Raw genomic sequence first — 22,602 nt, 5'->3', positions numbered from 1 at the left:
ATGATATGCAACATATACAAGAAGACAAGAAGATTGTGAAATACCTTAACAGGTATCTAGAGAACAATGAAAACAGGCTTGTAGTTATTTGCTAGAGCAACACTTGATAGACACTAAAAGTATTAACTATACCCAAATAACTCTCAAATTTTGGAATTTATTAAGTAGTCAAGTTTTTACTTGACAGTAACGATAGTTTTGATTATACTATTATTTGCAAATGGGGGCGATTTGGGCTCGACGGGGGTTAGGTCGCTTCTAAAGGTCATGCCGTATTCCCGCGTTAAGGGGTTAGCACGAATAAGTGCCAACGAAGAACTCGCTCTCGCAGCCTAATACCTGCGAGCTTCAACTTACTGAACGCCTTTCTAGGTAAGTTGAAGTCGGTTAGAAAGGCTAGGATGCTTCAATACCTCTAGAAGCATCTGAAATTGAAGAGGTGTAGGATATACAAGAGGTGCCCATCCCTTGAGTATATCCGAAATTCAAAAGATGGGATAAGCATGTAGAAACCTTTAGTTGTGATAACCTTCGGACAGGGGTTCGATTCCCCTCGCCTCCACATCAGGTGCTTTTCTCAATGTATGCATAAGCATTGAAAGGATGAATGCTTTCAAAACTCTCTGCTTCTACGCTATACCACGTCACCTTTGGGTTCTTGTCTAACTCAAGTGCTACATCTCTTACAATGTCTTCAACAAACTTTGGGTTGTCGTAAGAATGTTCTGTAACGAATTTTTCATCCTCCCTTTTGAGAAGCACAAAAACTGGCGAGGATACATTCTTTTCAATTATATCAACCACTTCCTCTATCCATACAATCCCCTTCATCTTCAGAGAGACAGATACTAAAACCCTTTGATTATGAGCGTTATGTTTGCTTATCTCCTTTGAACAAGGGCATAATGACATACCAATTGCAGAGACGGTAAGAGTAAATTCATACTTGTCTTCACAAACAGCATCAAATATGATGTCATAGTAATTAAGTCCATAATTCTTGCTTACAGGAGAGTTCTTTTCAATGAAGTATGGAAATTTGAGAGAAATCTCTGCTTTCTTTGAGTTAAGCCTAGTCTTCAGTTGTCTCAATATTGGTTCAAGTCTTTCAACAGATATTTCTCTTCTGTGTTGGTTTATCACCTCAACAAACCTGCTCATGTGCGTTCCTCTGTAATCCTTTGGTAGAAAAACATACATATCAATCTCTGCTATCGTATGTTGTGTTTTGTTATTCTTGTCCAGAAGAACTATTGGATACTTAAGCCCCTTTATACCAACTTTGTCAATATCTTTACCTCTTGTGTCCAGTTCAGATTGAACATCTTTCATCACTACCTCCAGAAGGTTCAACCTCAAGTGAAGTTCTTCAGACCATTACAAAATATTAGAGTTCAGAAAACTTTCTAAAACTTGCTTCCATATTTTTCACTTCAACTTATCCATCTTTCAACTTTAGCAAAAAACTATACCAGTGAAGTCAAGAAATCTAATTAGGATAAAGTTTTCCTTTACTTCAAACCCTCCTTATATCTTCCTATCTTCTTTTTGTAGTTATAACTTTGCTTATCTTCAAGATCCCTTTTCTGTTGTTGATACAACAATTCCTGATGTTAACCTATTAATTTCTTATCAAGAATTTATCTACTCATTACCCTACTAAAGTTATGCTTTCACAAGTCCTTTACTAATTCAAATTACCAAGCTTACTTCTTGTAATAGAATACAAAACTATATTTATACCCATCCTTATCGCACTCTCTCTTACTTCTTCAGGATTGTTATGAACCTCAAAAGAGTCCCAGCCATCACCTATGTCAGTATTGTATGCGTAGAATAACCTTAACTCACCATTTATGAATATTCCAAAACCTTCAGGAGGACCACCATCATGCTCGTGTATCTTTGGAAGACCTCTAGGAAACTTGTAAAATATATTGTATATCGGATGCTCGTAAGGAACTGGAGTAAGTTGGTATTCCGGAAAAACTTTCTTTATCTCCTCTCTAAAACTCTTATCCATTCCATAGTCATCATTCACGAAAACAAAACCACCATACAGTATTAAGTAATCTCTCAAATTCTTAATCTCCCTTTCATTGAAATTTATAGGTGTATGACCACTAATGTAAAGAAAGTCGTAGTCAAATATCTCTCTAGAACTCAGTTCAACAAGACCCGGTTCAAGAACAACCTTTATCTTCGTCCTTCTCTCAACCTCTCTAAGAAGGTTCTTAACACCATCAATGTTGTTATACCAATCCCCTCCGCGATACTTGACTATACCTATCCTGAATTGATAACTATAAGAATTCCCAAGATATGAAAAAAGTATCACTACCAATAGCAAAAATCTCAAAAACATTCTACTCTCCTATAACCTGAATGACAACTTTTCTATTTCTAGGTCTTGTATCAAACTCTACAAGAACAACCTGTTGCCAAGTCCCTCTCACCAATTTCCCATCAACAACCGGCAAAAGATAGAAAGGCTTGAATATACTACTTAAAATATGAGAACTACCATTATCATCACCCCATGTCTCGTGATGATAGTAATAGGTCTCCCTCGGTGCTATCTTATCAAAAAGAAGGTTTAAATCTTTCCTAAGTCCCGGTTCGTACTCCATACTCGTTATACCTATCGTTGAACCAGGTGAAAACACGTTAATTATACCACTCTTGATATTACTTCTCCTAACAATATCCTCTATCTCCTTAGTCAAGTCAATAATATCACCCCTACCTTTCGTGTTTATTGACAACTCATCAAGAATAATCTTCATAAAACTACTCCAAGGATACTAATTATATTCTAGAACCTAACAAAGCAGTTTTCAAACTCCCAAGATGTAGTTCAATAAAGTCTAAAATTTTTTGTGAGATGATTCATAAAATAATTTAAGGTTATGGAAATGGATATTTTTCTGGCTCCTCTGTTTTCTTTCTTTCTTTTCAAAACAACACCAAAAGGAGGTGATATGATGTGAGGAGAGATGATATGCAACATATACAAGAGGACAAGAAGTTTGTGAAATACCTTAACAGGTATCTAGAGAACATATGAAAACAGACTTGTAGTCATTTGCTAGAGCAACACTTGATAGACACTAAAAGCATTAACTATACCCAAATAACTCTCAAATTTTGGAATTTATTATACAAATCTTGATAAACCTTGCATACCTGAAAGTAAATCAAGAAGATTTTTATAATTCATTACTTTGAAAACAACCTAAGTCTCAGCCAACATCAACTCTTGCTTCTTCAAACAATGTCACTTTATATGTTTATTTCAAACTCCCCAAAACTAAGATAGTTATCATCAATACTATACTTGATACCATTTATCTCACGTCCAAGAAACAAGACTCTAGGAATATTCTCAACGATACTCCTACTGATCTTAAGATACTCAAACTTAACCTTTGAGTCCCCCTTGTCTATATTGTGAGATATACTAAACTTTGATATAATATCTCCCTCAAGTGTAGCGTCAATAATAAAAATATTACTACTCAACCTAAAGAAAGCAACACAGCGATCAACAAAAATATGCTCAAGGTTCAGATTTAGAAGTTTTGTTACCTGATTTTGTATATTAACTCCAATAAGTTCTATATTCGTCATATATATAGTTCCTCTAGTAAGAAGATTGTCATCTAGAACTATCTCAAAATCCCTAAGAATACCCCTACCATACACTCTTCCACCGAAAGATGACAAACCAAAGTTTGAATACAATTTAGTTATATCTACCTGTATTGGAATGAACTTCAATGTCAATACTAGGTTAGTAAAAAATGATAATTCACCACTACCTGATATGTTAATATCAGCAAATTTGACTCTCTTTATTTCAAATATTGAATTCAGTCTCTCACCAATACTTACTCTCCCTTCAATTTGAATACCATTAAGTCTAAAAGCATTATTTCCTAGATTAACTTCATCAACCGTTACAATAACTGGAGCATCTTTGACGAGTATTGGAAAAGCATCAAAACTTACCCTTTTCTCACCATCACTACTAGCAGTGAAAAAATCCTCACTATCTAACCTTTTAGATTTAACTCTCAAATCCCTTAACTCTAACTTCCCTAGCCTTGACTGAATGATTGACCCTACAATATCAATATCTGACCTAGTAGTCTTTGATGACACCTTAAACTCTATTGTGTCATTTTCTACATCAAGGTTAATATCAAAATTCTTGAAAAGTGGAATATCTAGTTTAGTCCGAACTTTAGAAATGGATTTTACATAAATATATGTTTCGTCTGAACTGACAATAAGCCTGATCTTACCAGATAGCATAATATCATCAAACACACCTGCTACCAGATTAGAAATCTCCCTAGGCAGTTTCTTTAAGCCAAGAGACGAAACTTGAGCCTCAATCGTTGTCTCTCTATCCCCTACCCTAAACTCCCCTTTGATAGAACCAAGAATTTCAAAACTTCCTTCAATTCCTTTACTCAAGTTCAGTGTAAAACTTGGATCAAATATTTTTGTATCAATACCCCCGAATCTTAAGACTGCTTCATCAACACTCCCAAGGAAAATAAGTTTGTCAGTCCTACCTTTCACAACAACATTACTAAACTCCACAATGTTAGAATACTTAACAGAAGAAATCTTAAATTCCACAAGTTCATTAGTTAAAAATCCCCTCACTTCCTTAACAGCAACATCTCCAATAACTTCCTTTCCTTCAAGACTGTCAATAAAGAAGTTCCTACCATCAAACCAAAACCTACTTCTCGTAGTAGTTAGATAACCCTCTACTCTAAAGTCTGAAGTGTTTATAATGACTTTATCAAAATCAAACCTATTCCTATTATAATTAACCTTTGCTCTTTCAAACGACAGAGTCTTGAGTGATACAGTAGTAGCATTTGTATTCGTTGCTGAAATTGCTTCTTTAAACTCCTTGGAGTTTATGTAGTCAATCAAATTTTCCAAAAAAACTTGAGAATCAACAACTCTTATTCTACTGACTTCAAAAGAACTCAACACTTTAAGCAAGTCAAACTGAATGAATAGACTTTTTGTTGATGCTAACAACTTCTTGTTTTTCTTTGTATTCGCACGCACCTGAACATCGTTTATCTCTATCCCATTTATCAGTGATAGTAAATTCTTACCCTTGAAAACATACTCAACTTTTAGTTTGTACGTTTCTTCTAGATATGGTATGAGTTGAGAGATTATCAGGTTCGGGTCAAGGAATAGTGTAAGGTATGTTATTAAAACTAAAACTACGATAAAAACTGAAATCAATATATATACAAGTATCTTAAACTTCATACCCTATGAGTGTAATCGTTTTTTGACTCGCTTAACAAGTTTTTATCTATCTACACTTGAAGAAACAAGGCTTGAAAAATCATCTGAAATTTTTAAATTTATAATAAACACTAATTCAGGAGGATATTTTATGGATGTACTTTTAGCAGTAGGTATGCTAGCTCCGGATTTTGTTGGTATAACCGATGAAGGTAAGCAAATAAGATTATCTGACTTTAGAGGCAAGTATGTAGTGCTTTACTTCTATCCAAAAGACGATACACCAGGTTGTACGAAGCAGGCTTGTAACATAAGAGATAATATGTCAAAACTTGCTTCTAATGATATAGTTGTTTTAGGTGTTAGCACTGATACTGTTGAGTCTCACAAGAAGTTCAAGTCAAAGTATAATCTGAATTTTACCCTTATTTCGGATAAGGACAGAAAAATAACAAGTTTATACGGAGTCTCAGGCTTTGCAGGTCTTTCCAAAAGAGTAACATTTCTAATAGACAAGGATGGTAAAATAATACACATATTTGATAATGTAGATGTCAATAGGCACGCAGAGGATATACTAGAGAAACTTGCTAGTCTCTCCCAAAAACCTAGCAGTAACTAATACCAATGTAATTTTTGAGTTGTTGTCTGAGTAGCAAGACTAGATTAGACCTTTAAAAACTGAAATTTTTTGGTTTATTTACTAGAAAAATTTTAATCTACACAAAAGAAATTCAAATAGTACCTTTACTCATTTTTATTGATAAACATTACTAGTTCATAAATAATTCAGTATTGGAGTAAGATTATGACTACTCTTGTAGTTGGACTACAATGGGGTGATGAGGGAAAGGCAAAGGTAATTGACCTACTGGCGAGCAAATACGACTATGTTGTTAGGTATCAGGGAGGTGCAAACGCAGGACATACGGTTGTAGTAGATGATAAGAAATTCATATTTCATCTACTACCTTCTGGACTAATGAACCCTAACGCTAAAGTGATAATAGGTAATGGAGTTGTAATAGATGTTGAACAGCTTTGCGATGAGATACATAGTCTTGAGAGCATGGGATTTCCAGTAGTTGATAGACTAATAATCAGTGATAAAGCACACATAGTTATGGAATATCATAAGTTGATAGATGCATTAAGAGAAAGCGCATCTCCTAAAAAAATAGGCACAACATCAAGAGGTATAGGACCTTGCTATGAAGACAAGATAGCAAGAAGAGGAATAAGAGTGAGTGATATTATCAACTTATCTCTTGAACAGCTTTCGGAAAAGATAAAGATGTTCTCATCTGAAAAGATATTTCTAATAAAAAACTTTTACAACTACGATTACAACTTTGATACTTACAAATTAGCAGAGAATTACAAAAAGAAGTTTCAGGAACTGAACCTGAAAGTTCAAAATGTTGAGATACTTCTTAACGAAGAGATAAAAAACGGCAAGAATATACTCTTTGAAGGAGCACAGGGTGTATTGCTAGACATTGACTTCGGAACCTATCCTTATGTCACATCCTCAAATGCTTCAAGTAATGGTGTTGCTACCGGAACTGGCGTATTCCCAAGAGGCATTGATAATGTAATAGGTATTGTGAAGGCTTACACAACCAGAGTTGGTGAAGGACCATTTCCAACTGAACAAAAAGACCAGATTGGAGACCAGATAAGACAAAAAGGTGGAGAGTTTGGTGCAACAACAGGAAGACCTAGAAGATGCGGATGGCTTGATTTACCAATGCTAAGATACTCATCCATCCTAAGTGGAACTACAGAGATATTCCTAACAAAAATAGATGTTCTATCAGGATTTGATGAAATTAAAGTCTGCACTGAATATAAGATCAACGGTAAATTATTCAAGATACCACCTTTTATGGATCCCACAACACTTTATAGTGTTGAACCTATTTACAAATCCTTCAAGGGATGGAGCCAAAGTATTGATAAGATTGATAACATTAAAAAACTGCCAAAAGAAGCAAGAGAATACATTGACTTCATACAGGAATCCTTAAACATACCCATAAATTATATATCAGTGGGACCCGGAAGAAATCAAACCATAATTCTCAACAACTAGTTTAATATACTCTACTTTCAAAACCTAAAGTTATAAGGGGATCTGGTCATATTATGTAATATAAAATTCTTTTTAACACTATCCTTTTAAAATCTAAATCCCCATGACACTGAGCCATTGATTCCAGTATGAATCAAGTCCGGCAACATTGATAAGTTAAAATAACTATTGTATTCCTCATACACAACATTGCTTTTGAAAACCGTAATATCTTTTCTAACAGGGATACTATACCTATAACCCATATTGAGTGATATTGAATTTTGCTTTGAGAACATGATTTCAATACATATTCCTACTGAGGCAGTAAGCGATAAAAAACTAACATTGACATCAACATAATCATAAGAGTATGTATAGTTTGTCAAACCTATTCTTACATCATCTAAAGTTGAACCGAAGGATATAAGTCCTACACCAATCCTTGGCTTAAACTTCACTCTACTAAAAAGGTAGAACGAGTAGTTTCCATAAGTTTCTACTAGCACTCCATTAGGTTCTGTTATCTGAATACCTAAACTTATCTGTGGCTCAAAGAGAGCATCTAGCTGATCATAAGTTATTGACACACCTAATAATGGAGTAAAATTATTCCTCAATATAACCCACTCATTCTGTATATACGATATTAAATTTGTCTGTGAAGGCTGGTGATACTCAAAAGTCTGAATACTAATGAAAGTCTGAATACTAATGAAAGGCTCAACTATGAAGCCACTCCTTAACCCATCAACAAGTTGATAACCAACCTTCAAATCCCCGATCACTGGTATAACTTCACTGAAATCCTCATGTACCTTGACAACCCTAGCAAGTCCTACCTCTTCCCTGAACACCTTCTTTCTACCACCCAGGTTTGTTTCAGTGATAAGAAAAACTTCTAATTCCATACCAGTATTTATATCATAACTTCTGCCAAGTTCCATATAATTCTTTCCACCTGATACTTCAAAGATAGTAGAGTATAGTTTGAATTTGTCAATACTTCTCAAAGATAATCTCAAATCGTTCATCAGCTCCTTGAGAGTAGACTCAACGGTTTCTTGAAATGTTAGATTACGATTCTTACCTGTTAGCAATCTAAAAATATTACCATCTTGACCTGAAAATGTTTTTGTGAGTTCAGTAGTATGAAGAACATTACCAGTGTTTGGATCAAGAAAATTAATTGAGATGCTTATTGTAACAACATAGTATTCTCTAGGTATTAGAAACCATCTCAAAGGATTTATAATATCAAGGAAACTATCCATATCTATCCTTTTTTGTGCTTCAAAAATTTTCAAATTAGGTGCTACGATTGTGAAAGAATTCACAAGTTCATCAAGCACTTTTGGTGTTATTGTAACCGTTCCCCATTTAGGGTCAATATACTCTTCGCTCTTCGTTATCTTCTCAACTAAAGACCTCCTTACCCTATCAACAAACTTCTTGAAATTCACATCAGAAAGACCGAAATTATATCTTCTAGCACTGAAACGCTTCATCTCTTGAAAAACTAAAAATAACATCTCATCAAGACTTGTTGCTACTACTCTACTGTAATCCTCCTCATAATATGATGCCAAGATTGCTATCTCATGTATCTGTGATACCTTAACAAGAGTTTTTTGAGATAAAGCATCAAAAGTGAAGATAAAAGCAAACACTAAAAACATCAAAATAAACATACAGATGTTGCTCATCCTCATAGTAGGACTATTAACCTATATTATTATTATTTTTCATATCAATCCACTTCAAGAAAACTAATCAAGGACAAGATGAAATGAAAAAGAAAACCTATTTAAAATTTCAATGTGTTTTCAAAGATTTACATAACTGAAGCAAGAACAACAGACCACGACAAAATAGTTGAACTCTCAAGAGACCTCTTTGAGTATTCATCCTTTAGAGTTGATGATAAAGTAGTAAAATTAGTAGGCAGAGACAATATTCACAAGGTCATATATGGAATACTTGAAAGTTCAACAGGTATATTCCTAGCAGTAAGTGGTGGTAGAATACTAGGCTTCCTATCGTGGGCTTTCGATAGAAACTTAACAAGATTAACCTCAAAAGGATACTACAGAATAAAACTCCTTGGAGTAGATAAAGAATTCCAAAGAAAAGGTATAGGATCTATACTACTCAAATACTTCATTGATTTTGTTAAGAAACAGAAAGGAGACATAATAGAAGTTAGCACCGATGCTAATAACACAGCAGCCTCAAACCTATACCTAAAGTTTGGATTTCTATACACATCATCATTCGGAATTTTTAGATACTTTTCTGGTATTAACAACTCAAAAAGTTTAACCTCTAACATAAATGTCGTAAAAGTATCTTCACAAAGAGAAATGGATGATTTTGTAAAAGTTAGGAGTAGAAATAACGATGTATATGTATATCCTATACAATGCATATTTGACAGAAGGTTTGAGGATAAAGTAAAACAAGATATCATATACAACTATCACAAATTAATAGAAGCTTCTCCAAGTATTTTTAGGATGTATGTAGCATATCATAGTGGAATACCCGTTGGATACGGTGTCGTTAAGGAAGATTTTTCATTATCATCTCTTCTATCTAGAATATCAGAAAGAAATATAACCGTCTATAGAATCTTCGACCTCTTTGTTGTTGAAGAACAAAGAAGACAAGGAATTGGTTCAGAGATTCTAGACTTTATGTTGAGTGATATACCTAAAGACTATAATTTTGTTGAAACAATAGTTCCCATTCACAACTATGGTATGATAAATACTCTCAAAAAAGTAGATTTCTCATTTTCACACAGTATGATAAACTTCAGCAAGTAGTGAATATTTACTTAGTTATATTAGTTCTAGTTCTGTTTCTATCACATCAAGTCCTTTCTCCTTTAGAAGTTTTTTAACCTTTATACCTAGATCCTTATCGGAGATTCTTCTAACTGCACCTTCAATAAATCCTTGAACTATTGCCTTTTTAGCTTCATACTCTGAAAGTCCTCTTGACATCATGTAAAACAACTTCTCTTCATCCAACTGAGTAAGTGAAGCAGCATGTCCTGTCTTTACATCAAACGAGTCTACCTCAAGTGCCGGAATACTGTCAGACTTACACTCAGGCGAAAGGTGTAAGGAATGCCCTCCTAAATGAGAGTTTATCCCTTTCAGATTTTCCTCAACTTTTAGCGTTCCGTAAAAATAAACTTTTGACCTACCATCAAGAACACCTTTCACAATAACATCAGCACCTTGGTTTGACCCCTTGTGTCTGGCAGTTGCTAGAATATCATACTTCTGATCTCCATTAGTAAAGTATATACCCGTATACTTTGATTCTACATTATCTCCTACCATCAATATTTTGTCATCTGTTCTAGTATATCTAGAACCTACAAGAATATCATTGAATTCCACATTGTTACTACCTAGAGTTTCAACCCTTCTACTTGAGAAGTATTCTGAATTAGGATTTACATTTTGAATGATGTTATACCACAAGTTTGAGTTCCTACCAAGTATAGTCTCAGATAATTCAAACGCAAACATACTTTCATCAGTATCAGATAGTATACTTTCATACACCTTAACATTACTATCTTCACCTATGTATAACATAGTATAAACCGAACCTAAAACATCACTCTTTATGTTTTTGTTTATATTAACCACAACCTCATCCAAATCATTTGGAATGTAAATCATAACTCCATACTTAATAAACGATATAGCATAAGAAAAGAATATGTTATCAAGTGTCTTGAAAGTGCTCAAGAAGTATTCAGATGTGAATTTATCCTCTCCTACAAGGCTTAGGTATAAATCTTTAGCAAAGAAACCTTTCTTTACAAGATCCTCTCCAACCCTAACTCTAATACTTGGTTCTTCTGATATGTTAAAGTGTATATCAACTATAGGGTCAAACACAACCTCAAGACTTATCTTGGTGTACATAAGTTTGGAATCGCTTGGTAGTCTATTAGAGAATTCAATATTGTACTTTGGATTTGACTTGTCAATTATTGGGAGCTTAAAACTCCCCCAACTACTTATATCATTTCTAGCATCATCAACCAACTTTGAAAGTCTCTCGTTTAAAGTTCCAAAATTAGTGAAATTCATACAATCCTCCTTATATATTTTGGACTACAAACTCAACTTCAAAAGATAAAGCAAGGCTATAGTTTAGTATTTAACCTTCCTTGCACCTACATCAATTGAGTCCTCAAGTTCCAGTTCAATTAACCTATTAAGTTCAACTGCGTATTCTAGGGGTAGTGCTTTCGTGAAAGGTTCAATGAAACCATTTACAATCGTAACTAGTGCTTCGTGTTCGTTAAGCCCTCTACTCATAAGGTAGAATAGTTGTTCTTCGCTTATCCTACCAGCAGTTGCTTCATGACCTAATGATACTTTATCTTCACTTATGTCAATATGCGGTATAGTGTCTGATTTTGACAACTCATCTATCAAAAGTGCGTTACAGGAAGTATGGTTCTTTGAACCGACTGCTCCTTTCATTACCTTAACAAGACCCCTGTATATCGTCTTACCCCCACCGATGCTTATAGACTTGTTCGTTATTTTTGAACTTGTATATGGTGCCGCATGAACTACTTTCGCTCCTGCATCTTGAACTTGTCCTGCTCCTGCGAGTGCTATAGATAGTATCTCTGCTTGAGCACCTTTCCCAAGCATAAAAACTGCGGGATACTTCATAGTCAATTTACTTCCAAGATTACCATCAACCCACTCAACTCTAGCATCTTCATAAGCAAACGCTCTTTTGGTAACAAGGTTGTATATATTCTTTGACCAGTTTTGAACTGTAGTATATCTAACATAAGCACCTTTGTGTGCGATAATTTCAACAACCGCTGCGTGTAGTGAGTTTGTTGAATACATTGGAGCAGTACAGCCTTCTATATAATGAACGCTAGCACCTTCCTCAGCTATTATCAGTGTTCTCTCAAACTGCCCCATATTCTGAGTGTTTATTCTGAAATAAGCCTGGAGTGGTATATCTACATGAACACCCTTTGGAACATATACAAAACTACCACCACTCCAAACAGCACTGTTCAGTGAAGCAAACTTATTATCATTTGGTGGCACAACCGTTCCAAAATACCTCTTAACAATGTCTGGATATTCTCTAACTGCAGTGTCCATATCTGTAAATATTACTCCTTTACTTTCCCATTGAGATTTTACACTATGATAAACCACTTCAGACTCATACTGTGCCGTAACACCTGCTAGATATTTTCTCTCTGCTTCTGGTATTCCCAATCTATCAAATGTTTTCTTTATGTATTCAGGAACTTCATCCCAACTATTACCCTTGGTATCAGTTGGACGAACATAATAGTAAATCTCATCAAAGTTAATCTGATCCAAAAGCCATCTCTCACCCCATGTTGGCATGGCCTTCTTCTCAAATATTCTGTATGCTTTGACCCTAAACTCCGTCATCCAGTCAGGCTCTCCCTTCATCTTTGAAATCTGTTTTACGACCTCTTCACTTATACCTTTTTGGGATTTATACACATAAAGTTCAGGGTCTTTAAAGTCATACTTTGAAAGGTTTATATCCATTTGTTTGATCTCTTCTCTTGCCATAAATCACCTCCAAAAATTAAGGTTATGCATTTGTGGTTGCTTGCTTAACAACCCAGTCATAACCTTTTTCTTCTATCATCTCAGATAACGAGTAATCACCAGTCTTAACAATCCTACCATCAAACATCACATGAACGAAGTCTGGTTTTATGTATTTCAACACTCTGGAGTAGTGAGTGATAACAACGAATGAATTGTTAGAACTTCTATAATTCATCACTGCATTAGCAACTAATTTGAGCGCATCAATATCAAGACCCGAGTCTGTCTCATCCATGATAACCAACTCAGGCTCAAGAAGAAGCATCTGAACCATCTCTGCTCTCTTTTTCTCACCTCCAGAAAAACCTTCATTCAGATATCTCGTTAAGAAGTAATCATCCATACCCAGAAGGTCAATTTTTGACTTAACAAGGTTTCTAAACTCCATAGGCTTCGGTGGAACAAACTTATCACCAAGTCTGCTTGAGAATACCGCATTATAAGCAATCCTCAAGAAATTTATGAAACTTACACCGGGAATCTCTTCAGGATGCTGGAACGCTAGGAATATCCCTCTCTTTGCTCTCTCATCTGGCGGTAGTTCCAAAATACTTTCGCCTTTGAATAAAATATCTCCTCCTTCCACTTCATGAGTAGGACTACCCATAATAACACTTGAAAGTGTTGTCTTACCAGAACCGTTAGGTCCCATAATAGCGTGTATCTCACCTCTATTCACCTCAAGGTTAAGCCCCTTGAGAATCTCCCTCTCCTCTATCCTTGCCCTCAAGTTAACAACCTTAAAAAACTCACTCATAAATACCTCCTCAACTTGTAGAGTTTCTATAAATCTATACAAAAGCAATTAGATTGTCAAGAGAATATTTTCAATTTCTAATAAAGTTAAACAATACTAAATTTATTAAACAACATAAACAATTAGAAAAGCATAACATAATGGTATTTGGAGAAGAAAATTGATTATACTACATACATAAATTTGGATACAAAGTCTTACTACTTAATTTTACAAGATCAATTAAGTGATGATTCAAAACGACTTTCTTCGGAGGGTGGATGATAAAAGTTAATGTTATAGACAACTATAAAAGTAGGTTTATAAGCATCAAGACACTGAAGAAGATCACTACTTTTACCCTTGAGAAGATGAACAGAGATAATGTTGAGTTAAGTGTTGTTTTGTGTGATGATGAAACGATAAGAGAGTATAATAGAAACTACCGCAACAAAGATTATGCTACTGATGTTCTATCCTTTCCTGATGGCGATATTGTTGGAAGATATATTTATCTTGGAGATATAATAATATCAATAGATAGGGTTTTTGCCCAGAGTAAAGAATTCGGAGTAGAACCTATTGAAGAGTTTGTAAGGTTATTGGTTCATGGAATTCTACATCTACTTGGTTACGACCACGAGACATCGGAAGACGATGAAAAGGTTATGATGTCCATACAAGACAATCTTATCACAGATGTTATGAACTTACTTAAAAGAAAGGATAGTTAGAGAAACTGATTGGATATGTAGTTAAGCAAATACTACAACTTTACACTTAGTTTATTAGACAAAGTTCCAGACTTTTCACTCACCATTCTACTGGTTCCAAATAGTATAAGCATCAAAACTCAATATGTGAATGCCATAAGCAATAATTCTGGATACGAAGGTGGTGCTATATACGCTGATAGGAGTAGAAACAATACATTGAATGGAACCATTTCATTCAAGTTCTGCTAACACTATCTCATCCCGTATTTACAATAATAGAGCCAATAGTGGTGGCGGAGGTGGAATATACATACTCAGTGAATATGGTAATTTACCTATATTTATCTCAAATTCAGTTTTAACGAACAATACCTCTGGTGGTATAAACTCTGTTATTCACATTTCCAACTATACTAGTCTATCTGTCTTATCAAGAGAGTTTCCTGGTATTTCAGTTGATAATCCTCTCACAGAGCCTTGTTAATTCAAAATATAAGCATTATCTTCAACATACTTTCTTTTTAAGTATTCACCTAGGTTTCTTATCGCTAGACCTTCTTTGATTAGATAATCACACTTTTCTATAAAATCTCTGGTTGAAATTGGCTTTTCCCCTTCATAAATAGTTAGTTTTTCAGATTCTTCATTATCGTTATCTCCTATAATGATATCCGAGAAAACTTTAAATGGTTTGTATCCTTCAATTTCGTATATTGTAATGAACGCTACCTTTTTATCTTCATAACTTGTTACATCAAGAGACCAATACCCTATCTTTCTCCTGTATTCAAATACTCTCATAAACAGAAAAATCTTATTCTGTATTTTGTCTTTGTATTCTACTAGGTTTTTCATCTCCTCGTCCATAAACTCATCCATAAACATCTCCTTATTGTAAGGATAACAACTTTTGTTGATTTGTGATTGTAATTACAGCGCTATCTAGTTTAGAAACTTTCGCTAGTTGTATGTTTGAAAAAACATTCAAATGACAATCCTTTAGGTGCTCATCTTTGGAGCAGATAAACTCTCGGTAAAATTCTTGTTTAAAATATAGCTTCACTTCAAGCATAGATAAACCTCCAAAAAACTCTATTACCCTGTTCTACTAATTCTTCTACCACAAACAAAAAGCAATATCCCAAAATCATAAAAACCATACAAGAAGACTATCCTACAACCCCATCAAAAATCTCAACAAATTTTCTAAAAGGTATTTTTAAGGTCAGTTCCAGTCACTCTTCAGTTAATTACTAAGAATGATTGTGTTTTGGGATACATTATCCACTTCTACAAAAAGATATTTTCCCAATTCCATCAAAAAACTCATTCTGGAGAACTCTATAAACACCTTCTTCTGTGATTATTCTTGACCTAACATCTTCAGGTGCTATATTATGCTGTTTGAGACCACTACTTATAGTTTTGAACTTCTGTTAATTCTTGCTTATCACAATTAGCCAATCACCTTCTAATTCATCTATCAAGTTCCCAACCAGAAAAATGAAGCAAAAAATTCTTTTAATAGAAATATAGTAAAACCAAACCTATAAGTCAAACCTACTCCAATAAAAGAGAATTACTCTTAAATGTTATAGTTTCTACACCACACAAGTAATTTCGGATGACTTTTTGAAGACACTTAATCTCACAGCATAATTACAAAATCGGATATATAGTATGACTTTCTGTAGCTTATAGTTATAAAACCTTGTCTATATTTCGTTGATGAGTAGATCACAACTTCAACTATAACCTGACCTCCGTAGATTACTACATTTTCAACACCCATTCTAACCTCATCCGAATCAAAAATTTTTCTCTTCTGGGACAAGTAATCTTTTATCCTATTCTCCAAAGACTTTGAGATTATTAACTTTCTATTCCTCGCTTGTGAAATATCTTGAGTATTTAGAATATACAAAACTTCAGAAACAACCTGCTTCACAACACTAGGCGCATCGCTCTCTAGTGAGTTGTCATAATAGAATAATTCAGGAAAGTATCCATCAAAGTTCACGGAAGCGTTCTTGATAGATTGCTCAAAAGTTATACTCACAGAAGAATTCCTAGGCACTTCAATAGAAATATTGGTTTCAGAATCTTCAAACACAACTTTTAGATACGTATTCACTTTCGTAGGTGCTGTTGAATAAACAGTTATACTTCTCTGATTTTTTACTATCTCTAAATTCGGTAGTGTAGCCAATCCATCAAAAAGAGGTAAGAATGTATCAAGACTAACACCAGTTATACTCCTAAAAGACCTCCTGATAACATCCAAACTTATCTCTTCGCTTATCTTCGTTAAATACTTGAAAAACGACACAACTTGAAACTCACCAACTATCCCAGATATGTATCTATATATCAAGGGATACTTTCTGTATCTCACTAGAATTTCCTTATCCTTGACGAGTGATAGGTATTTCATCTGTGATAGATAATTTCTAAATACTACATCTCTTATATAAGTTGAGTTTAGGACTTCCGAAAGACATTCAATGGAAATATACTGTATAAGTCCTTCCACTAGGTCAATCGCATCGGGCATTATCCTTTGTTTTATTGACATATGTAGTATCTCGTGAGATAGAAGCACAAAGTCTTCAATACGCTCAATGTTTGAGAAATAATCTCTCCTTTGGTCAAGAAGTTTGCTTATTATTATCGTATCACCAATGTTTTCAGAGAATGTTGCGTAAGGATAATATATTACTTTGATATCTCTTGGTGTCTCAAGTTCAAATTTTGTCTCTATAGTTTTCAATATTCTGTCAATAAAAGACACTATCTCTAATCCTACACTTTCGTTCCCTTTAGGAAGAACTATTGTAACCTTACTGCCATTAAGGGACACTTCAAAAACATCAAGGTATCCAAGCACTACCAACGAATTTTTGGTTCTTGTAATATAACTACCATTTTGTCTCTTTACAACCTTCCCGTCAACTACTATATCAATTTCATCACTGTCATCCGCTTCTATAACAAGTTGGGACGAATTAGCTATACCTTCAAGATCAACTATGTAGGGCAAGTTCCTCATAACTTCCGAAAGAACTACTATACCTCTACTCCTATACTCTCTTGTGAAAGGATACTCATATACGAATTCAATCTCAAACCTTTCACTTTTAGGTAGTTCAATATAATATGTTATTAAACTACCTTCTACTTTCCTTCTGAATGTTGCTCTTGATTTGTTAATTCTTATGTTTTGTATTTCTCTCTCAGATAGAACTTCAATTACACGGTCTTCTGAAGTAAATGACACCGTGTAAGAGATCTGATTCTTTGTGATTGATAAGATTACTTTTGACTCAATAATATCAGAAAACGCTAGTGGTAGGAAGAAAATTGATAAGACAAGAGACAAAAGTATCTTTGGCATAGTGTTGTTAAAACCTTCTCCTGAACCAACTGAAGATTTTTCCAAATAATCCCTTTTTACGAGAGTTTTGTTTCTTGATAATTTCATCAACTTCTTCCTGAAACAAGTTTTTCCTTGCGTAGTTCTCATCAAATTCTATATCTTCAAAAAGATGTTTTTTCTCGGAACTTACTATCCTAGCAGGTATTTTCTTCCAACCTAACTCTTTAGCAGAAAGTAGTCTTCTGTAACCTGCTATCAAAACATTATCATCAGAAACTATTATGGGGTTTATAAGACCTAATTCCTTCATACTTTTCTTAAGAGGTGTTATATCTCCTATATACTTCCTTTGCCTGTCCCTAACCTTTATTTTGTCTATCTCTATCTCCCGTATCTCAAAATCCATATAATGCTTTTAACCTAATTATCAATAAAATAGTAATTTTTTTTCAAACTACCAAAAAACTGTTGAAAGTCCTAAAAATTAACATCCTTTCCTGATCCTAACAAACCAGTCTTAAAAAACGCTTCAGATGACCTTTCCTTTCTTCTTATAGACTACCGACAGTATATTAGCAACTATTGAATAATATTCTGGCGGTATCTCCTCACCTATATCAACAGAATAGTAGAGTGCTCTAGCAAGTGGTCTATTTTCAACAATCTCAACCCCATTTTCCTCTGCTATCTTTCTTATCTGTAATGCTAGAGCATCAATACCTTTGGCTACTACTGTAGGTGCGTTCATATAAGAAGCGTCGTATTTGAGTGCTACCGAGTAGTGAGTCGGGTTTGTTATTACAACATCTGATGTAGGAACTTCTCTCAACGACCTTCTTTGTAGAATCTGCTGCTCAAGCTCCCTTATTCTCGCTCTAATCTGTGGGTCTCCCTCAAATTCCTTTATCTCCTGCTTCAACTCTCTAGGTGTCATCCTTAAGGATCTTCTAAAACTCCATCTCTGATATAGATAGTCAAATATACTGAATATCAACAACGCTACAACTGCTACATTAGCAACTTTGAATGAAAACGAGGCGACATAAAAAAATCCCTGCATAGGTTCATTAAACATAATTCTCTTGAAATTCTCTATTTCTGAAGATATTACAAAATACAGTGCGACACTAATAACAACCATCTTCACAATCGTTTTTATTAGGTTAAAGAAAGCATCTCTTGAGAAGAAAACCCTTTTGAAGTTTCTAGGTATATCAAAGACTCTTCTAAATTCAGGCATAATCTTCTTCCAAGAGAAACTAAACCTCGTTTGAAGCCCATGACTTAGGATACTCGCAAAAACTGCTAGGAGTAGTAATGGTAGCAAGAAACCCAAAACAACCCTACCCGATATGAAAATCAGATTATTTATACTACTTACGCTGATTTCCTTTGAACCAATGGTTTCAATCGCTACATTGAATAACTCATACACTCCACGAAATATATTCATTGCCATAAACGATATAGCCCAGAACATAAGTAGCAAGACTATACCACTCGCAAGGTCCTGCGATTGAGGAATGTTACCTTCTTCCCTTGCTTTTCGCAAACGATATTCAGTAGGTTCCAATGTCCTGCCTTCATCCTCTTCAGCAAATATCTGAAGATCAATAGACAAAAGGATCAGACCATTATCCCTAAACAAGTTCCCCTCCTTAATTTGAATTATCTAAAAGCATCAAGCTACTTCGCAAGATAAAATACTCAAACTCAGTAGATAAAAACATTTTTCCTCACCAGAAATTCAAAACATAAATAGTTCCGTTAATTATAGATCTTACAAAATCCATTTAAGATAATATATTTAAGCCATTATCCATATTCCTTTTTAATTTGAAACAGGAACGATATGTTTCTGATACTTAAATTTAGATAATTATGAACCATGTTTTTGTAAAACTGTTTTTTAACAACACTGTTATGCCTTTCTATTTAAGCAACGAACTTGATGTTAAGTTTGGAGATTATGTAATAGTAGAGACAAAGTATGGTAATGATATGGGAAAAGTCTTATCCAACAGAGTTGAACTGAAAGCAAACGAAACGATGAAGGTTCTATCAAAAGCGACTGAAAAAGACATCCAAACTTTTAACGCAAACAGAAAGAAAGACCAGTTAGAAGACCCAAAGATAAAAGGTATCCTAAAAAAATATCACCCTGATATCCATTTTATCGGATGCTACTTTATGCTAGACGGAACAAAACTGATTATAAACTACATTTCAGACACTAGAATTGACTTTAGGGAAACAGTCAAAGAGTTAGCAAGTATTTATAAAACTAGGATAGAGATGAGACAAATCTCCTCAAGAGAAGGTTTTAAACTGAAGGGGGGGATAGGAATATGCGGTAGAGAATGTTGCTGTTCAAGTTTTTACCATCTCAAGCAACATATAACAGCAAGTATGGTCCGAGAACAAAACTTATCTGAAATTAACGCTAAAACGATAGGTCCTTGCGGAAAGCTACTCTGCTGTCTATCGTATGAGTCCGATCTGTATAAGAATGGCAAGCATGTATGCTCGTGTAGTAAAACCAATGTTAATAAGATTCTAGAAAACGTTGTATGAACAATTTTTTCACCATACCAAACATAATATCAATATTAAGAATTTACTCAACGATACCAATAGTGTATCTGATATGGTTAGGTGAAAACTACTACCTATATGCTCTGATAATACTTATCATTGCCTATGTTTCCGATGCCGTTGACGGTATAATCGCAAGAATGTTCAACCAAGTATCAGATTGGGGAAAGATACTGGACCCTCTCGGTGATAAGATACTATCAACCGCTCTTGCAATAACATTCTATCAGCAGGATGTCGTATCTATATTCTTTCCCATTGTTGTAATTACAAGAGACCTACTAATATCATTATTCTCTACAAAAATGATAAGAAACACAAAAACAATTAGACAAGCATCTGTTGTAGGCAAGATTGTTACTCTGATGCTATTCGTGTTTTATACTCTATCTCTAATATCACTTATAGGAATGATTGACACAAGAATAATAATGAAGATTGAAATATTCATCATAATAAGTGTGTTTATATCAGGGATATATTACCTAATCATATACTTTAAAACTCTAGGTAGAGTAGAAAATGTATAAGACAAATGTTTTTTCAATACCTTTATCAAAAGTTTTGAAAAATATGAAGTATTGGATCACTACAACATCAGACTTCAAAGTAACATTTCGCCCTTCTCAAAACATTCTAGTCTTCTCTGGTAGCATAGTTTTTGACATAAAACTGGACGACGATTCAATACACCTTGACCTGTTGAGGTCAAAACCATTCTCATTTGCTCTCGTTTCAAAAGGTAAGGTTTATGTCGGCAGATCCCTAGGAATTCTAGATCTATTCCCGAACTTTGATAAACTGATACTGATTGAGGATACAAAACTTTCCAGAATATTAATAAAACGCATATCTTTCATTTCCGATACAATAAAACCACAGGACCTTATAAGCTCACTGACCAAAATCTTGGGACCTAGAAACATCACAGTACTTTCAAAAAGAGACTTTTACTACTTCCAGGAAGTTTCCTTCTTGAGATCTGATGTTAAGAATGTTGAGTTATATATTTCCAGAATCCTTGACAAAATGATCGATTTCTCCGAAGAAGATTTTTGGAGGACAAAAACAGTTCTTTATGAAGTTTTTGATAACTCACTTGAACACGGAAGCAAGTTTTCTGGAAATAAAGTCATAAAAGTAGAAACTTTGATTAGCAACAACGGTCTTCACGTGATAGTATCAGACCAAGGTGAAGGATTTAACTTATCACAGGTTAATATATCTTTCAGTCATGATAAACCAACTGGCAGAGGTATAATGATGATAAAAACTCTCTCTGATATGTTTATGATAAAAGACAAAGGTAGGACAACTGGTGTTTTCATAAACAGAGAAAAGTCTCAGTACATACCTTTCATTGCTTAACTACCCACATATATTCTGTAAATATATTCTGCTTCCTGCTTGGATTTAACGTTTGATATCATCAACCTACCATTCCTAAAAAGGAACATATTCTTGTCTTCAAATGCGAAACTTACATAGTCATCTGTTTCTTCAAGTATCTTAATCCCGTTTTTAACAAAAAGTTGCGATAGATACCGTATATCAATATCTCTATCATCTATTGGGAAGACAATTGAAGAGTTATCATTACAGTTCTCATTGACCATTTCACCATATTCACCACTTAGAAACACATAATCTCTATCCCTACAGGATCCACAGCCCTTTTCAAAAACAAACTCTTCAATATCACCTCCAGTTATCAAATAGCTTTTACCTGTCTCTATTGACTTTGAAATAAGTTCAGAAACAACATCATTACTAGGTATTCTATCCTTGATTAAGAGATAGTTTGAAATTGAGTTAGTATTCTCACTTAAACAGCGAACACAGCTATTCTTTCGAACATTTTTAACGATGACACTATCCTGATATAGTATCAAAGAAACCAATGCTTTATTCTCCTTTATAGCGAAGTCACTTATCATAAGCGATGAAATCCTGTTTAGCGTTAGATCAATAACTATATTTGTTTGCTTCGGAATGATGTAAGGTAGATTTAAGTAGCTTATTCCTTCGTTTATATGTTTATCCGATATAGTATAAACATAGGGCCCCACTATGTAAGATACATTGAGTCTTTTAATAACTTCTAGGGATATTTCGTTAACACCTACAACAGAAAGCATAAACTGGTAAGTATGTTA

22 protein-coding genes and 1 other RNA gene are annotated in these 22,602 nt (G+C 34.3%); 9 read left to right on the top strand and 14 right to left on the bottom strand.

Features of this window, described 5'->3' with window-relative positions:
• Nucleotides 1–222: 222 nt before the first annotated feature.
• Nucleotides 223–565, top strand: a transfer-messenger RNA (tmRNA) gene (gene ssrA, locus NZ579_02930).
• Here the strand turns inward: ssrA and folE2 are convergent.
• From folE2 to NZ579_02910, 4 genes are all read right to left on the bottom strand, one after another.
• Nucleotides 565–1,332, bottom strand: coding sequence for a GTP cyclohydrolase FolE2 (gene folE2 / locus NZ579_02925; protein MCS7298902.1), 768 nt, complete (start codon nt 1,330–1,332; stop codon nt 565–567). The two genes, ssrA and folE2, sit on opposite strands and share 1 nt — an antisense overlap.
• A gap of 355 nt (nt 1,333–1,687) precedes the next feature.
• Nucleotides 1,688–2,365 carry a DUF4159 domain-containing protein gene (locus NZ579_02920; GenBank protein ID MCS7298901.1) on the bottom strand — a complete coding sequence of 226 codons (678 nt, stop codon included), beginning with the start codon at nt 2,363–2,365 and terminating at the stop codon, nt 1,688–1,690.
• Nucleotide 2,366: 1 nt separating this feature from the next.
• On the bottom strand, nt 2,367–2,786 hold the full coding sequence (locus NZ579_02915) for a secondary thiamine-phosphate synthase enzyme YjbQ (protein ID MCS7298900.1): 420 nt from the start codon (nt 2,784–2,786) through the stop codon (nt 2,367–2,369).
• Nucleotides 2,787–3,282: 496 nt separating this feature from the next.
• On the bottom strand, nt 3,283–5,310 hold the full coding sequence (locus NZ579_02910) for a hypothetical protein (GenBank protein MCS7298899.1): 2,028 nt from the start codon (nt 5,308–5,310) through the stop codon (nt 3,283–3,285).
• Between the two features lie 130 nt (nt 5,311–5,440).
• Here NZ579_02910 and bcp point away from each other — a divergent pair, with 130 nt between their 5' ends.
• Both bcp and NZ579_02900 read left to right on the top strand, forming a co-directional pair.
• Entirely contained in the window at nt 5,441–5,911 is a 471-nt protein-coding gene (gene bcp, locus NZ579_02905; protein ID MCS7298898.1) for a thioredoxin-dependent thiol peroxidase, read from the top strand.
• A gap of 186 nt (nt 5,912–6,097) precedes the next feature.
• On the top strand, nt 6,098–7,384 hold the full coding sequence (locus NZ579_02900) for an adenylosuccinate synthase (GenBank protein ID MCS7298897.1): 1,287 nt from the start codon (nt 6,098–6,100) through the stop codon (nt 7,382–7,384).
• Between the two features lie 86 nt (nt 7,385–7,470).
• Here the strand turns inward: NZ579_02900 and NZ579_02895 are convergent, their stop codons facing one another.
• Nucleotides 7,471–9,054 (bottom strand): hypothetical protein, encoded by a 1,584-nt coding sequence (locus NZ579_02895; protein MCS7298896.1) that lies wholly within the window; start codon nt 9,052–9,054, stop codon nt 7,471–7,473.
• A 129-nt stretch (nt 9,055–9,183) separates the two neighbouring features.
• On the opposite strand from NZ579_02895, the gene NZ579_02890 reads away from it, so the two are divergent.
• The gene (locus tag NZ579_02890) at nt 9,184–10,191 is read left to right on the top strand and encodes a GNAT family N-acetyltransferase (GenBank protein ID MCS7298895.1); all 1,008 of its coding nucleotides are present in this window, start codon (nt 9,184–9,186) and stop codon (nt 10,189–10,191) included.
• A gap of 15 nt (nt 10,192–10,206) precedes the next feature.
• On the opposite strand, the gene NZ579_02885 is transcribed toward NZ579_02890, so the two are convergent.
• The 3 genes from NZ579_02885 to sufC form a co-directional block, all read right to left on the bottom strand.
• Nucleotides 10,207–11,481, bottom strand: a complete 1,275-nt coding sequence (locus tag NZ579_02885) for a SufD family Fe-S cluster assembly protein (GenBank protein ID MCS7298894.1) — start codon at nt 11,479–11,481, stop codon at nt 10,207–10,209.
• Between the two features lie 63 nt (nt 11,482–11,544).
• Nucleotides 11,545–12,981, bottom strand: coding sequence for a Fe-S cluster assembly protein SufB (sufB, locus tag NZ579_02880; protein MCS7298893.1), 1,437 nt, complete (start codon nt 12,979–12,981; stop codon nt 11,545–11,547).
• A gap of 22 nt (nt 12,982–13,003) precedes the next feature.
• On the bottom strand, nt 13,004–13,780 hold the full coding sequence (gene sufC / locus NZ579_02875; GenBank protein MCS7298892.1) for a Fe-S cluster assembly ATPase SufC: 777 nt from the start codon (nt 13,778–13,780) through the stop codon (nt 13,004–13,006).
• Between the two features lie 260 nt (nt 13,781–14,040).
• On the opposite strand from sufC, the gene ybeY reads away from it, so the two are divergent.
• Nucleotides 14,041–14,493: an rRNA maturation RNase YbeY gene (gene ybeY / locus NZ579_02870; GenBank protein MCS7298891.1), complete on the top strand. Its 453-nt coding sequence runs from the start codon at nt 14,041–14,043 to the stop codon at nt 14,491–14,493.
• Nucleotides 14,494–14,695: 202 nt separating this feature from the next.
• A complete protein-coding gene (locus NZ579_02865) occupies nt 14,696–14,959 on the top strand; it encodes a hypothetical protein (GenBank protein ID MCS7298890.1) in 264 nt (87 codons plus the stop codon).
• Here the strand turns inward: NZ579_02865 and NZ579_02860 are convergent.
• The 5 genes from NZ579_02860 to flhB form a co-directional block, all read right to left on the bottom strand.
• Nucleotides 14,956–15,354 carry a hypothetical protein gene (locus tag NZ579_02860; protein MCS7298889.1) on the bottom strand — a complete coding sequence of 133 codons (399 nt, stop codon included), beginning with the start codon at nt 15,352–15,354 and terminating at the stop codon, nt 14,956–14,958. The genes NZ579_02865 and NZ579_02860 overlap by 4 nt on opposite strands.
• Before the next feature lie 10 nt (nt 15,355–15,364).
• Nucleotides 15,365–15,547 (bottom strand): hypothetical protein, encoded by a 183-nt coding sequence (locus NZ579_02855; GenBank protein MCS7298888.1) that lies wholly within the window; start codon nt 15,545–15,547, stop codon nt 15,365–15,367.
• Between the two features lie 576 nt (nt 15,548–16,123).
• The gene (locus NZ579_02850; GenBank protein ID MCS7298887.1) at nt 16,124–17,956 is read right to left on the bottom strand and encodes a hypothetical protein; all 1,833 of its coding nucleotides are present in this window, start codon (nt 17,954–17,956) and stop codon (nt 16,124–16,126) included.
• Nucleotides 17,877–18,257, bottom strand: a complete 381-nt coding sequence (locus NZ579_02845) for a ParB N-terminal domain-containing protein (GenBank protein MCS7298886.1) — start codon at nt 18,255–18,257, stop codon at nt 17,877–17,879. The genes NZ579_02850 and NZ579_02845 overlap by 80 nt, the downstream gene beginning before the upstream one ends.
• A gap of 123 nt (nt 18,258–18,380) precedes the next feature.
• The gene (flhB, locus tag NZ579_02840) at nt 18,381–19,499 is read right to left on the bottom strand and encodes a flagellar biosynthesis protein FlhB (GenBank protein ID MCS7298885.1); all 1,119 of its coding nucleotides are present in this window, start codon (nt 19,497–19,499) and stop codon (nt 18,381–18,383) included.
• Between the two features lie 233 nt (nt 19,500–19,732).
• Here flhB and NZ579_02835 point away from each other — a divergent pair, with 233 nt between their 5' ends.
• The 3 genes from NZ579_02835 to NZ579_02825 are packed head-to-tail and all read left to right on the top strand — an operon-like array spanning nt 19,733 to nt 21,814.
• The gene (locus NZ579_02835; GenBank protein MCS7298884.1) at nt 19,733–20,425 is read left to right on the top strand and encodes a hypothetical protein; all 693 of its coding nucleotides are present in this window, start codon (nt 19,733–19,735) and stop codon (nt 20,423–20,425) included.
• Nucleotides 20,422–20,976 (top strand): CDP-alcohol phosphatidyltransferase family protein, encoded by a 555-nt coding sequence (locus NZ579_02830; protein MCS7298883.1) that lies wholly within the window; start codon nt 20,422–20,424, stop codon nt 20,974–20,976. Before NZ579_02835 ends, NZ579_02830 begins: the two co-directional genes overlap by 4 nt.
• Nucleotides 20,969–21,814: an ATP-binding protein gene (locus NZ579_02825; protein MCS7298882.1), complete on the top strand. Its 846-nt coding sequence runs from the start codon at nt 20,969–20,971 to the stop codon at nt 21,812–21,814. The genes NZ579_02830 and NZ579_02825 overlap by 8 nt, the downstream gene beginning before the upstream one ends.
• Here the strand turns inward: NZ579_02825 and NZ579_02820 are convergent.
• Nucleotides 21,811–22,584 (bottom strand): hypothetical protein, encoded by a 774-nt coding sequence (locus NZ579_02820; protein MCS7298881.1) that lies wholly within the window; start codon nt 22,582–22,584, stop codon nt 21,811–21,813. The two genes, NZ579_02825 and NZ579_02820, sit on opposite strands and share 4 nt — an antisense overlap.
• Between the last annotated feature and the right edge of the window lie 18 nt (nt 22,585–22,602).

This window comes from Spirochaetota bacterium, assembly GCA_025061835.1.
Taxonomy (GTDB): Bacteria; Spirochaetota; Brevinematia; order DTOW01; family DTOW01; genus SKYB106.
Note: the sequence above shows the minus strand (reverse complement) of the source record. Positions and strands in the feature narration are given on the sequence as shown.